The following is a 12,414-nucleotide window of genomic DNA, read 5'->3' as shown; positions in this document are numbered from 1 at the left end:
TTGATGACCACGCTGGGGGAGGTGGCGGCGGCGGCGAACGCCCGCTTGCAAGGGTGCGACGCCACGACCGTCATCACCGGCGTGGCGCCCCTGGACGGCGCGGAATCCGGCCAGATCAGCTTTTTGACCCATCCACGCTATCGCCCGTTTTTGGCCCATACTCGGGCGGCGGCCGTGATCTTGTCGCCCGAAGACGCCGCGTCCTGCCCGGTGCCGGCCCTGGTGGCCACCAACCCGCATGTTGCCTATGCCCGAGCCGCGGCATTGTTCGTGCCGACCACCGGGCCGCATGGTGGGATTCATCCCACGGCTTGGGTTGATCCCAGCGCCCAGGTTGCGGCCAGCGCCTGGATCGGCCCGCAGTGCACGGTGGAGGCCGGCGCGGTGGTGGGCGAGGAGGTATGCGTCGGTCCCAACTGCGTGATCGGCGAGCAGGCGGTGGTGGGCGCCGAGACACGATTGGTGGCACAGGTGACCCTGTGCCACCGTGTTCATATCGGTCGGCGAGTGCTGGTGCATCCAGGCGCGGTGATCGGCAGCGACGGTTTCGGTCTGGCGCTCGGGCCGGATGGACACTGGGTCAAGGTGCCGCAGCTCGGCGGTGTTTGGATCGGCGACGATGTCGAGATCGGTGCCAATACCACGATCGATCGCGGTGCCCTGGAAGATACCGTGATCGAGGAGGGGGTCAAGCTGGATAACCAGATTCAGATTGCTCACAACGTGCGGGTTGGCGCCCACAGCGCGTTGGCCGGTTGCGTCGGTATCGCGGGCAGCGCCCGCATCGGGCGCCATTGCATGCTGGGCGGCGGGGTCGGCGTCGCCGGCCATCTGGAGATCGCCGATCGCGTGCAAGTGACCGGTATGTCGCTGGTGGCCCGATCCATTGCCGAACCGGGTGCCTACTCTTCGGGTTTGGCAGTGGAGCCGAACCGACTTTGGAATAAGATCAGCGCCCGCCTGCGTCGCTTGGACGAGCTGTTCCGGCGGGTGGCGGCACTGGAAAAAATCAGTCGAAATGGCTCCATTTGAGAGGATAAGGTTTTGGAACCGATGGATATTCAGGAGATTTTGGAATACCTGCCGCACCGGTATCCCTTTTTACTGGTCGACCGGGTTCTGGCCATCGAACCGGGGCTGTCGCTGATTGGCCTCAAGAACGTCAGCTTCAACGAACCGTTTTTCCTCGGCCATTTCCCACAACGGCCGATCATGCCTGGCGTACTGATCCTGGAAGCGCTGGCGCAGGCGACCGGAATTCTGGCGTTCAAGAGCGATGGCGTGCGACCGGATCGCCAGTCGATGTATTACTTGGCCGGGGTGGATAACGCCCGTTTCAAGCGGCCGGTTGGGCCGGGCGATCAGTTGATCCTGGAAGTACGGCTGGAGCGTATCAAGCGCGATATCGGCAAGTTTATCTGCGAAGCCAAGGTGGATGGCCAACTGGCGGCGAGCGCTGAGTTGATGTGTGCCAAGCGAGGCATTCACTTGTGATCGATGCGCGCGCCGTGGTGGACCCTTCGGCCCGATTGGCGGCGGATGTGGCGGTTGGTCCCTTTTCCATCATCGGTCCAGGCGTGGAGATTGACACTGGTACTTGGATCGGCCCGCATGTCGTGATTCAGGGGCCGACGCGGATCGGTCGCGACAACCGGATTTATCAGTTCAGCTCGCTGGGCGAAATCCCGCAGGACAAGAAATATAACGGTGAGCCGACTCGCCTGGAGATCGGTGACCGTAACACCATCCGCGAATTCGTGACGATTAACCGTGGCACGGTGCAGGATGCCGGCCTGACCCGGTTGGGCGACGATAACTGGATCATGGCCTATGTCCACATCGCCCACGATTGCGTGATTGGCGACCGGACCATTTTCGCCAACGGCGCATCGCTGGCGGGCCATGTCCATATCGACGACGATGTGGTGCTGGGTGGGTTCGCGCTGGTTTACCAGTTCACCCGGCTGGGGATCCATAGTTTTTGCGGATTTGCCTGTGGGGTGCATCGAGATGTACCGCCTTACGTCACCGTGGCCGGCTACCGGGCCGAACCCTACGGCATCAACGCCGAAGGGCTGCGCCGCCGTGGCTTTTCCGATGAAGAGATTCAGGCGATCCGCCGCGCCTATAAAGTGATCTACCGTTCCAACATGCGTCTGGATGAGGCAACCGAAAAAGTTCGGGAAATGACGGTGGAATGGCCGCGGCTGGGGGTTCTGGCCGAATTTCTGACGGCCCCTTCGCGCAACGGTGTCGTCCGCTAGGAGCGCGCCGTTCATGCACATCGTGCTGGTGGCCGGCGAGCTGTCGGGCGATTTGCTGGGCGCTGGCCTCATCACCGCCTTGAGGACGCATTACCCGCATGCCCGCTTCAGCGGCATCGGCGGACCCGGCATGATCGAGAGGGGATTGCGTAGTCTGGTGCCATTGGAACGACTGGCGGTGATGGGTCTGGTCGAGGTCTTGCGCCATCTGCCGGAACTGCTGCGCATTCGGCGGCGGCTGTACCGGGAATTGCTTGCCGATCCGCCGGCGGTGTTCGTCGGGATCGACGCGCCCGATTTCAATCTGGGTCTGGAACGCCGGCTGCGGATTCGCGGTATTCCGACCGTGCATTACGTCAGCCCTTCGGTGTGGGCGTGGCGGCCCTGGCGGGTGCGCAAGATCGCTCGGTCAGTCAATCTGATATTGACCTTGCTGCCGTTCGAGGCCGTGTTCTATCAGCGCCATGGCGTACCGGTGCGTTATGTCGGCCATCCGCTGGCCGATAGCATTTCCCCGCATAACGATCCCTTGCTGGCTCGGCAATTGTTGCATTTGCAGGCGCCGGCCGAGGCGCGCATCGTTGCCTTGTTGCCCGGCAGTCGCCGAGGTGAAGTCGGTCGGTTGGGGCCGTTGTTGCTGGATACCGCAACCTGGCTGTGGGCGCGGCGGCCCGAGTTGCATTTCCTGCTGCCGGCGGCGACGCCCAAGCTGTTCGAGGTATTGGAGTCGATGCGGGCCGAACGGGTGCCAACCTTGCCGTTGACCTTGGTGCATGGGCAGCCCCGCGAGGCGATGGCGGCCGCCGATGTGGTGTTATTGGCATCGGGAACCGCGACGCTGGAGGCGATGTTGCTTAAGCGGCCGATGGTGGTCGCGTATCGAGTGGCGCCGGTGACGGCCTGGATCGCCCGGCGCTTGCTGACGGTCTCGCATTTTGCCTTGCCCAATTTGCTAGCTGGACGCGCCTTGGTGCCGGAGTTCGTGCAGGAGGCGGCGACGGTGGAGAATCTGGGGTCGGCGGTGCTGCGCTGGCTGGACGATGCGACCGCCCGCACGGAGCTGGTGACGGAGTTCGATGCCCTGCACGCGCAACTGCGTTGCGATGCCAGTCGGCGGGCGGCGGCGGCGGTTGCGGAGTTGTTGGAGCAGGGCTGAATCGTCTTGAGATACCGAGTATTACTGTTCTTCGTGAAAGTTGCGTACCGACGCCAACCGGAACGCCTCGTTGGACCCTGCTCACCGATAAGGGGCAACGAAAGCTTTCCTTCGATTTTTCCGATTACGAGAAATCGCTCTTATTAGACGTTAATGCCGGAATTTCAATAAGATATGAATTATTCCAGAGCACTTGGGCTTCCACGAAATCGATGCCGTGTTTCCGCCAGTTACTGTTGCTCTTTCGCTCATAAAATTCAAACTACTGCCATTGCATCTTGAGGTCTCGATTAGTCTGCGCGCAATCTCGAAGATAAAGATTGATGAGACTTTGATATGGTATGCCTTTTTCCTCCGCCATCTTCTTGAAATATTCCACGGTGTCCTCGTCCAAGCGAATAGTGATCTGTTTCTTTAGTCTTTGAGCATACGGGTTTGGTACTGAGTCTGAGAAATCGTAATGATCACGCATGTTTAAAGTCCTTATATAGCTTTCGTTCTGGCTTATCACAGTGTCTTTTGATAGTCTTCTTTATATGGTTTAAATTCTTCTGCTAATTGTCTTCCATAATCTAAATCTTCATCAAGAATTATCCATTTTTCTGGCCACTGGTATAAATCTTTACAATACTGCATTTTTTCACTCATTACATTCCTATCATCCGAATAAAGCTTCAAAAAAAATAGAGTGATAATTTTCTTGGCCTAACGACCAAGTTCAGCCGAGGTTTATGTTGCTATTCATAGTGTGTCCACATACGAAGTATTTTTACTACTCGTTCATTCTCTAAAACTTGATACACGATGCGATGCTGAATATTAATACGACGGGAATACGCCCCGGACAGATCTCCAACCAATTTCTCAAAGGGTGGCGGGTTTTGATATGGATTGCTCTCCAATAAGGTAAGCAAAGACTGCGCCTTTGTTTTTAATCCTGAGGATGCCAGTTTCTTCGCATCTTTTTGAGCGTGTTTGGTAAATACTATTTTCCAACTCACCAATCGAGTTCCTCGGCACACTCAGAACTCGGTGTTTCCATACCCTTCTTTAACGATTCCCTCATTCCTGGTACAGATAGTAGATAGAGGGTTTCTGATATAGCGTTCCAATCTTCTTCCGAGACCAGAACGGCATTACCTCTTTTTCCTTTTATTACAATCGGTTGGTGAGAAGTGGCCGCCTCATCGATCAAACTATAGAGTTTAGATCTAGCTTCTGTGGCATTGAGAATAGTCATTACTTTGTCCTCCTTGACAAGTATCGTACGCTAATACGTACGATACTTCAAGATGGTTTCTGCAACATAACGGGCGCGAGTTGAGGGTCATCCCGCACGGAGCAGAGCTGCCGCCCGGCGGAGGAACGGCCAAGTTCCACCCGTCGTGGTGGGCGGCAGGGACGCGAGTACGGGACGACGAAGTCGCCCCGAAGGGGTGACGCTCGAACGAGAGTTCGACGGCGCGCAGCGCCGAGAACTCGAAGCTCGACTCAACTCGCGCCCGTTCGTCGGCGCGAAGCGCCGACGAACGACCCGCTTCACCTGCCCCGCGTAGCGGGGTCAGGTGCAAGCCCCAGTTAGGCTAGTTGAATTGTGTTGCTTAACTTAAGCAGAGCCATTGTTTCCTCCATTACTTTTCCCACCAGTTAGTATAGCAATAGCTATAGCACCAACAATTGCGAATGCACCACCTATAACCTCCACCCACTTTTTATTTTTATATGATTTATTTGATTTGCAAGCAGGGCATAAATCTTTTTCTTCTTGTTCCAAAGAACGTCCACACTCTTGACAATTGTTCATTTTAATTCTCCAATAGTTCGATGGGTTTTAATTCTATCTCAATACAATCAAATTCACCATTTGCAAGCAAATTGCATCTATTGATTTGATCAATAAAGACAGGAACATCTTTTAAAAAACTCACCCATGGTGTTTCAGGAGGAGTATTTCCTTTTCCTTTAAACGGCACTAATCGTGCTTTTTTAATGGCAATTTCAATCCCGCAAGACTGAAGATTTGAAAGGTTTTTTATTAAAGTTGATGCTGCTGCCTTTGGCTCATTTATCACTATAAAGCATTCAGATAAAGTCTTAATTCCAAGAAGGCACGCTTTAAATGACTCTTCTGCAAGTCCGAACTTTTCGGACGCAATTTTTGCTTTATTTGTAAACCAGTTATCCCAAAAACTGATTTTAGCATCCGGTGCTTCTTCTATTTCATTTTTTAATGATCGAACTGTTTTTTCAATACCATTATTTAGTGTCTGTATAGCATGTTCAATTGCTCTTGACTGTCGTTCAAAATCTTGCATTGCCATTGCTTGATTATATTGACTTACACCAGACATAATTTCAGCTATATTATTATCATGAAGCCTACTAATTATTTTTGATATTCCTTCTTCTATGCGATTTAGCTGCATAGCTATGCTTACCAAAAGTATCTGAGAACCTATTGCTGTTGCAGCCTTTATAAAAGATGGTTGAATAGCTTGAAATTTTGCATGTTCTATAATTTTCCCATCTTTATAAAACACACCTTTTATATTGCCAGCAGCATCTTTAAAAAGTTTGCCTCCCTCTGGCGTATAAACAATTTTATACACAGCATCTTGACTCAACTCCCTTGCAATTTCAGGTATACCAGAAATACACCTTAACTCTTTCAAAATATTACTTCTTTTCAAAGAGTCTTGATATTGAGAATCTGAATTTTCAGATAAAAGATTGATGACGAGAGGTGTGCATTTTGTTGGCATATCTGACATTTTTTTTACCATAACTGTTTGTAGGTTTGTTAAGCCTAACGGGCGCGAGTTGAGGGTCATCCCGCACGGAGCGGAGCTGCCGCCCGGCGGAGGAACTGCCAAGTTCCACCCGTCGTGGTGGGCGGCAGGGACGCGAGTACGGGACGACGAAGTCGCCCCGAAGGGGTGACGCTCCAATGAGGGTTCGACGGCGCTACGCGCCGAGAACCCGATATTGGGAACAACTCGCGCCTGTTCGTCGGCGCAAAGCGCCGACGAACGTCTTTGCTCACCGGGGCCGCGCCACTCGATGAGCGTTCAAATGCCACAACTGGCTATGGCGCGGTCTCCGGTGCAGCAGCCAGTTAGGCCACAGTTGATCGAAGTTAGGTTGCTAAAAAGGAAAAACCCCAATTACAAAAGCTAAGAAATCTAGGAAACGCCTAAATAATCTGCTTAAATTACTAAATAAATGCACTTTACCTTAGAGATGATTCATAAGAATTCTCGAAATATTTTTTATTGTCTTGATAAGATTATTTCTTTTTTTATTAAAGTTTCAATGTGATTTTCTATTTTTTTACTAAAAGTAATAATAGAAAGATCAAATTTTACTCGACTGATCATAATGTAAATCGAATTTGGAAGGGTACGACTGCTGACAGGCGTTATAACGACGGGAAATTCTCTTCCAGCTATTTTTTCTACATTTAATAAAAAAACTTCTTTATTAAAATCAATATCTACTGTGTACGCTATATTTTCAGAATTTAGTATTCTCTTAAATTTAGATAAAGTTGTATTATTCTCGTAAAAAATAACTAAAGGAAAATTTGTGGTAAATGAAGTTTTAATATAGCGTATCTTGTTTTTAACCAGATTTATAAAGTCATTGTCTTCATTTATTAATACAAACTCAGGCTTTCTAAAACCTTTTTGATTTTCAAAATACTCGTCTTTTATATCAATGATAGGTTGTTTTAAAACCAATTGTCTATAGTTATAACTCATATTACCCAGTTCATAAGTTTGCCTAAAATTATGCTTAAGTTTGTATATGTTAAGGGTATCGTCATCGTCTTTGAAGAAAGCCTCCTTATTTAGAATATTACTCCAATTGCCAATTCCATCTGAGGTTTCCTTTTGTAGTTCATCGCCTGTTAAAATTATGTTTGACGCATATAGTCTAACTATTTCTATTTTAGAAGAAGAAACATCTTGGGCCTCATCGATAATAATAGTATGATAAGTACTCATAAATTTTTTATATTTATTTGCATACCTTGCAAGGAAATCGGCTTCTATGTCGTCCTCAGAAATTAAATTAAATGTATTATCAGAATAAAATTCTTTCTCTAATTTTCCTAGCTTATTTTCAGCTTTAGCCATTAATTTTTTTTCTTTCTTATCTAATTTTTTTCTTTTGCTGCTAAGTTGTATTTGTTGAGATTTATAAAGAGTATTACATTTTTTACGAATACTTTCTGCCACATTAAAATTAGTTAATTCTTTGTTTTTTGACAAAAAATCATTTTCAAGTTGCAATTTGAATTCATTATAATTTTCGGATATGGCTTTTTCAAACGATGAAAACTCTATACTATTATCGATTTTTGATTGAGATAGAGCGTCGCAATCTTTAATAAATTCCAAGAAAATACTAAAAAGTTTTTTGCTTCTATTTATTTTATCTTTTAATTCATTATCTTGCTCAATATTTTTTGACTGACTACTTTGGTTATTGCGTGTTCTATTGTTAATATTTGTACAAGCTTCAAATAACTTAATAAAATTTAAAGCCTTATTTTTATAGCTGATTAAGTTTTGGTCTGTCATATCATTTCTACTGTACCCAATCTCATCAATAAATTGATCTACTGAATAAATGCCAAAGTTTGTAACACCAATTGACTGCAACAGTCCATTAAAAGCTTGAACAACCTGTTCATTTTTAACGAGAATAACAATTTGATTTAAAGATACATTTTGGTTTTGAATTATTTTTATTTTTTGAAGAACAGTGGTAGATTTACCAGTTCCAGCCGGTCCATCAATTATATAATTACCTTCACCATATATAGCTTTCCCCTGCGCACCAGTAGGTATTATTTCTCCCATTTTCATAAAGCTTTCTATATTTATTTTCTTTGTTTCCAGTACTTCTTCTGGTTCCTCCTCTTTTTTAGAAAATTCGGATTCAATTGCTTTATATGCGCTTGAAAAATATGACTTTCCTTGATTAGTAATATACTGAACATCTTCTAAATCATTTTGGCTGGGTTTAAACATACCAATTAAAGTAGCCGTACCCAAGGCGGGACTTTCTTGGTCTAATTCAAAACCAAGAAAGTCTCTAGCTCGATAATCATGCCAAGGAAATATCCGATAATTACGGGATGTTCGCACATCATAAAAACTAGCTTTTGTTAAATATACATTTGCAGAATTTGAGAATCCTTCTTTGTTAAATTTAATCCTATGAAAAATTGGAGTTTCAATATTGTTTTTGTATACAGAGAAATCTATTTTTAGTTCTTCTAACATGGTTTTCTCTCTAAATTAGAAAGCGGGGTGTCCATCTGAGTGCGGTAGTGCCTATGGATTAGATCTTGACGCACCATAGAAAGGGCGCTTCGATGGTCAAGATCACAATATCTGGTGTCCACCGCACTCAGATGGACACCCCGCATTAGAAATTTATCTCTATGGATTCATCAACTCCCTAAATAACCAAAAGGGAGTAACTTCAATTTACAGCGTCGATCATCATCTGCCGAATTTCCCACAATTGCGGGAGATATGCGATCCTTTGCTTCCGTCAATATTATCCGTGTGCGCCTAACGGGCGCGAGTTGAGGGTCATCCCGCACGGAGCAGAGCTGCCGCCCGGCGGAGGAACGGCCAAGTTCCACCCGTCGTGGTGGGCGGCAGGGACGCGAGTACGGGACGACGAAGTCGCCCCGAAGGGGTGACGCTCGAACGAGAGTTCGACGGCGCGCAGCGCCGAGAACTCGAAGCTCGACTCAACTCGCGCCCGTTCGTCGGCGCGAAGCGCCGACGAACAGTTGAGCTCAGCCGCGGCCCGTAAGGGACGTCGGCTGGAGCGAATGGTTAGCCCTGCGCACTAAATGCTGCGTGATACTTGACGACGCCAGAGGGCAACGGCTGGCCAAAGGACAATGCCTGAAAATATTCAGGGGGTACATTTGGCAACACCAGCGAACTTTCTGCCTTGAAGCCGAAGCGTGAGTAGTAGGCCGGGTCTCCGAGCAGCACACAGCCCGAAGCCCCCATATCTTGCAGTTGGGTTAGGGCGGCCCTCATGAGCAGAGCACCAATACCCTGACCTTGCAGATCCGGGATGACGGAAATGGGGCCTAACCCATACCAGCCAGACACACCGCCCGAAATAGTGACCGGAGAAACCGCCACATGTCCTATGACCACCCCAGCCCGGACCGCAACAAGCGAAATGCTTAGGGCGCCGGCCTCGCGTAGGGCCCCTACAACGAATTGCTCGGTGTGATCTGTGTGCGGCGCATTCAGGAAGGCCGCCTCAGTCGCGGCGCGGATGGCCACAACATCAGAAGGTAATTCCTGGCGGATGATGGTTTGCACGATTTTTTTCCGCGGGGCTAACGTAGAGGTAACCGGGCGACAGCGGCTGGCCACCTTGCCCGCGAGGCGCAGGATAGACAGCGAGCGGCTCGCGGGCAAGGTGGCCAGCCGTTGGCGCTCCGGTTGACCGGCAGGTTAGGCAGCGCGGAGCGCGGATGGCCGAGGGAGCAGGTGGTGGAAGTGAGTGAGCCCGCCGCCCAGCCGGAGAGTCCGGCCGGATGGCTGCACGGCAGAGCCAGAAGGCGGGCCGTGTGGGACTGACTCGGGGCAGTGGCCAACAGAGGCCAGGTCACAGGCGCGGCGTGGACGGCAAGAGTGCCTTCGTGCCGAGCGGCAAGTAGGGTGCCGACGCTTGCCCGACCCATGTGCTGCCTAACGGGCGCGAGTTGAGGGTCATCCCGCACGGAGCAGAGCTGCCGCCCGGCGGAGGAACGGCCAAGTTCCACCCGTCGTGGTGGGCGGCAGGGACGCGAGTACGGGACGACGAAGTCGCCCCGAAGGGGTGACGCTCGAACGAGAGTTCGACGGCGCGCAGCGCCGAGAACTCGAAGCTCGACTCAACTCGCGCCCGTTCGTCGGCGCGAAGCGCCGACGAACGCCAAGTTAAGCGGCGGCCAGCATGGAGCGCCGTTTGCGTGAAAATGGCGAAGCCACACGCAATAAGGCGCGGAGTGCTGGACGTCCGAGTGAGCGTAGCGAACGGCTTGAACGCATTGTTATGTTTTTCTTCGCACACGGGCCAATGCCTCCGATGCACTTGCCACACCACCGTTGCTTGCTAAGACCAGCCAATGCTCCGCCGCTTCAAGATTCTTGCTCGTGCCTAAAGCATCCGCATACATCAGGCCAAGATTGTATTGCGACTCGGGGTGCCCTTGTTCCGCCGCCTTCTTGTACCAGCTCAATGCGAGCGGATAACTTTGAGTTACTCCATTGCCGGAATAATACCCCCAACCAATATTGGCTTGAGCATACATATTCCCTTTCGCCGCCGATTGACTGAACCACTCCATAGCTTCAATCGCTTTGTTGTGACTCAACAGAAGCGCACCCAATTCATTTTGCGACGCTGTACAGCCCAATTCTGCGGCTTTGCGCAATGCGGCCAACGCGGGTTGCCTTTTGCCCCGGTGTTTATACGCCTTGTAGTCGAGGCGATGCAGCAAAACTCTCAGTCGCTGGAACATCCTTTTCTAAACATAACGGGCGCGAGTTGAGGGTCATCCCGCACGGAGCGGAGCTGCCGCCCGGCGGAGGAACGGCCAAGTTTCACCCGTCGTGGTGGGCGGCAGGGACGCGAGTACGGGACGACGAAGTCGCCCCGAAGGGGTGACGCTCGAACGAGAGTTCGACGGCGCGCAGCGCCGAGAACTCGAAGCTCGACTCAACTCGCGCCCGTTCGTCGGCGCGAAGCGCCGACGAACATGAAGTAGACCTCATAAATGACGCCTTACTTTGCGTCTATTTTGACGTATAATCACAATAAACTCATATCAACTTATTGATAAATAAGGTAAGTTGCAAGATAACAACAGCTTGAATAAGGTCCGTCATGGGCGGCAACCTCAGCAGCGGTTCAAGCCACCATGAAACCATTAAAGTAGAGGAGATTATGGCTGTCAAGCCCAGGTTACTTGATCAGGTTCGAGACAAAATCCGCTTCAAACATTACAGCATCCGTACCGAGCACACTTATGTCGACTGGATCAAGCGCTACATCCTGTTTCACGGCAAGCGGCATCCCCAGGAAATGGGCAAGCAAGAAGCCGAGCAGTTCTTGTCTCACTTGGCCGTGGATCGCAACGTGGCTGCCTCCACCCAAAACCAGGCCCTCAGCGCCATCCTGTTCCTGTACAAAGAAGTCCTCGAACAAGACATCGGTTGGCTGGAGAACGTGGAACGGGCCAAACGTCCCGCCCGGCTGCCGGTTGTCCTCACCGCCACCGAAGTGCGTGCCGTGCTCGCCCATCTCGAAGGGCGCCACCGTCTCATGGCTAACCTCCTGTACGGTGCCGGCTTGCGGCTGATGGAATGTGTCCGCTTGCGGGTGAAAGACCTCGATTTCGAATACCGGCAAATCACCGTGCGGGATGGCAAGGGCCAAAAAGACCGCCTGACGATGCTACCGGACGCCCTGATCGCACCGCTCCAGACCCACTTGGCCGATGTCAAGATTCTACACGAGCAAGATTTGTGTGAAGGCTTCGGCAACGTCTACCTGCCGTTCGCCTTGGAGCGCAAGTATCCCAACGCTGGCCGGGAATGGGGCTGGCAATATGTCTTTCCCGCCTCACAACGCTCCGTCGACCCACGCTCTCGTATCGAACGCCGCCACCACCTCGATGAGCAAACCCTGCAACGGGCGTTCAAGAAAGCCGTGCGCGCGGCCAGCATCACCAAATCGGCCTCCTGCCATTCGCTCCGCCACAGTTTCGCCACGCATCTGCTCATGTCGGGCTACGATATTCGCACCGTCCAGGAATTACTGGGCCATAAGGACGTCAGCACCACCATGATCTACACGCACGTTCTCAACCGGGGTGGCAAGGGCGTGGTCAGCCCGCTGGATGCGATCTGACTTCGGTGCGGCGGCTGTTAGGTCGTCAAACGCAAGGTGGCGGTGTCC

General features: G+C 50.9%; 14 protein-coding genes and 1 pseudogene. 5 read left to right on the top strand and 10 right to left on the bottom strand.

The window, feature by feature from the left end:
* The first annotated feature begins 3 nt into the window (after window positions 1-3).
* The 4 genes from lpxD to lpxB are packed head-to-tail and all read left to right on the top strand — an operon-like array spanning window position 4 to window position 3,420.
* Window positions 4-1,032, top strand: a complete 1,029-nt coding sequence (gene lpxD, locus IPM89_07120) for a UDP-3-O-(3-hydroxymyristoyl)glucosamine N-acyltransferase (GenBank protein ID QQS55546.1) — start codon at window positions 4-6, stop codon at window positions 1,030-1,032.
* Between the two features lie 21 nt (window positions 1,033-1,053).
* The gene (gene fabZ, locus IPM89_07115; protein ID QQS55826.1) at window positions 1,054-1,494 is read left to right on the top strand and encodes a 3-hydroxyacyl-ACP dehydratase FabZ; all 441 of its coding nucleotides are present in this window, start codon (window positions 1,054-1,056) and stop codon (window positions 1,492-1,494) included.
* Window positions 1,491-2,264, top strand: a complete 774-nt coding sequence (lpxA, locus tag IPM89_07110; GenBank protein ID QQS55545.1) for an acyl-ACP--UDP-N-acetylglucosamine O-acyltransferase — start codon at window positions 1,491-1,493, stop codon at window positions 2,262-2,264. Before fabZ ends, lpxA begins: the two co-directional genes overlap by 4 nt.
* A gap of 13 nt (window positions 2,265-2,277) precedes the next feature.
* The gene (gene lpxB / locus IPM89_07105; GenBank protein ID QQS55544.1) at window positions 2,278-3,420 is read left to right on the top strand and encodes a lipid-A-disaccharide synthase; all 1,143 of its coding nucleotides are present in this window, start codon (window positions 2,278-2,280) and stop codon (window positions 3,418-3,420) included.
* 104 nt (window positions 3,421-3,524) lie between these two features.
* On the opposite strand, the pseudogene IPM89_07100 reads toward lpxB, so the two are convergent.
* The 10 genes and pseudogenes from IPM89_07100 to IPM89_07055 form a co-directional block, all read right to left on the bottom strand.
* Window positions 3,525-3,634: pseudogene (locus IPM89_07100) on the bottom strand (BrnT family toxin).
* Between the two features lie 48 nt (window positions 3,635-3,682).
* Window positions 3,683-3,892, bottom strand: coding sequence for a BrnA antitoxin family protein (locus tag IPM89_07095; GenBank protein QQS55543.1), 210 nt, complete (start codon window positions 3,890-3,892; stop codon window positions 3,683-3,685).
* A 35-nt stretch (window positions 3,893-3,927) separates the two neighbouring features.
* A complete protein-coding gene (locus IPM89_07090; GenBank protein QQS55542.1) occupies window positions 3,928-4,068 on the bottom strand; it encodes a hypothetical protein in 141 nt (46 codons plus the stop codon).
* 89 nt (window positions 4,069-4,157) lie between these two features.
* Window positions 4,158-4,421: a Txe/YoeB family addiction module toxin gene (locus tag IPM89_07085; protein QQS55541.1), complete on the bottom strand. Its 264-nt coding sequence runs from the start codon at window positions 4,419-4,421 to the stop codon at window positions 4,158-4,160.
* A complete protein-coding gene (locus tag IPM89_07080; protein QQS55540.1) occupies window positions 4,418-4,660 on the bottom strand; it encodes a type II toxin-antitoxin system Phd/YefM family antitoxin in 243 nt (80 codons plus the stop codon). Before IPM89_07080 ends, IPM89_07085 begins: the two co-directional genes overlap by 4 nt.
* 366 nt (window positions 4,661-5,026) lie before the next feature.
* On the bottom strand, window positions 5,027-5,224 hold the full coding sequence (locus tag IPM89_07075; protein ID QQS55539.1) for a hypothetical protein: 198 nt from the start codon (window positions 5,222-5,224) through the stop codon (window positions 5,027-5,029).
* Between the two features lies 1 nt (window position 5,225).
* On the bottom strand, window positions 5,226-6,293 hold the full coding sequence (locus IPM89_07070) for a hypothetical protein (protein ID QQS55538.1): 1,068 nt from the start codon (window positions 6,291-6,293) through the stop codon (window positions 5,226-5,228).
* Window positions 6,294-6,689: 396 nt separating this feature from the next.
* Complete coding sequence (locus IPM89_07065; GenBank protein QQS55537.1) at window positions 6,690-8,714, bottom strand: AAA family ATPase; 2,025 nt, start codon at window positions 8,712-8,714, stop codon at window positions 6,690-6,692.
* A gap of 567 nt (window positions 8,715-9,281) precedes the next feature.
* Complete coding sequence (locus tag IPM89_07060) at window positions 9,282-9,788, bottom strand: N-acetyltransferase (GenBank protein ID QQS55536.1); 507 nt, start codon at window positions 9,786-9,788, stop codon at window positions 9,282-9,284.
* Between the two features lie 716 nt (window positions 9,789-10,504).
* Window positions 10,505-10,897 carry a sel1 repeat family protein gene (locus tag IPM89_07055; GenBank protein ID QQS55535.1) on the bottom strand — a complete coding sequence of 131 codons (393 nt, stop codon included), beginning with the start codon at window positions 10,895-10,897 and terminating at the stop codon, window positions 10,505-10,507.
* A 503-nt stretch (window positions 10,898-11,400) separates the two neighbouring features.
* On the opposite strand from IPM89_07055, the gene IPM89_07050 reads away from it, so the two are divergent.
* Window positions 11,401-12,366, top strand: a complete 966-nt coding sequence (locus IPM89_07050) for an integron integrase (GenBank protein QQS55534.1) — start codon at window positions 11,401-11,403, stop codon at window positions 12,364-12,366.
* Window positions 12,367-12,414: the final 48 nt, after the last annotated feature.

It is taken from the genome of Candidatus Competibacteraceae bacterium, assembly GCA_016699715.1.
Lineage (GTDB): Bacteria > Pseudomonadota > Gammaproteobacteria > Competibacterales > Competibacteraceae > Competibacter.
The sequence above is the reverse complement of the archived record's forward strand: the minus strand, read 5'-3'. Positions and strand labels throughout refer to the sequence as shown.

Coding starts and splice junctions, on each gene's coding strand:
- IPM89_07050 (QQS55534.1), top strand. CDS start 11,401: ATGGCTGTCAAGCCCAGGTTACTTGATCAGGTTCGAGACAAAATCCGC.
- IPM89_07065 (QQS55537.1), bottom strand. CDS start 8,714: ATGTTAGAAGAACTAAAAATAGATTTCTCTGTATACAAAAACAATATT.
- IPM89_07080 (QQS55540.1), bottom strand. CDS start 4,660: ATGACTATTCTCAATGCCACAGAAGCTAGATCTAAACTCTATAGTTTG.
- lpxD (QQS55546.1), top strand. CDS start 4: ATGACCACGCTGGGGGAGGTGGCGGCGGCGGCGAACGCCCGCTTGCAA.
- IPM89_07090 (QQS55542.1), bottom strand. CDS start 4,068: ATGAGTGAAAAAATGCAGTATTGTAAAGATTTATACCAGTGGCCAGAA.
- lpxB (QQS55544.1), top strand. CDS start 2,278: ATGCACATCGTGCTGGTGGCCGGCGAGCTGTCGGGCGATTTGCTGGGC.
- fabZ (QQS55826.1), top strand. CDS start 1,054: ATGGATATTCAGGAGATTTTGGAATACCTGCCGCACCGGTATCCCTTT.
- IPM89_07095 (QQS55543.1), bottom strand. CDS start 3,892: ATGCGTGATCATTACGATTTCTCAGACTCAGTACCAAACCCGTATGCT.
- IPM89_07075 (QQS55539.1), bottom strand. CDS start 5,224: ATGAACAATTGTCAAGAGTGTGGACGTTCTTTGGAACAAGAAGAAAAA.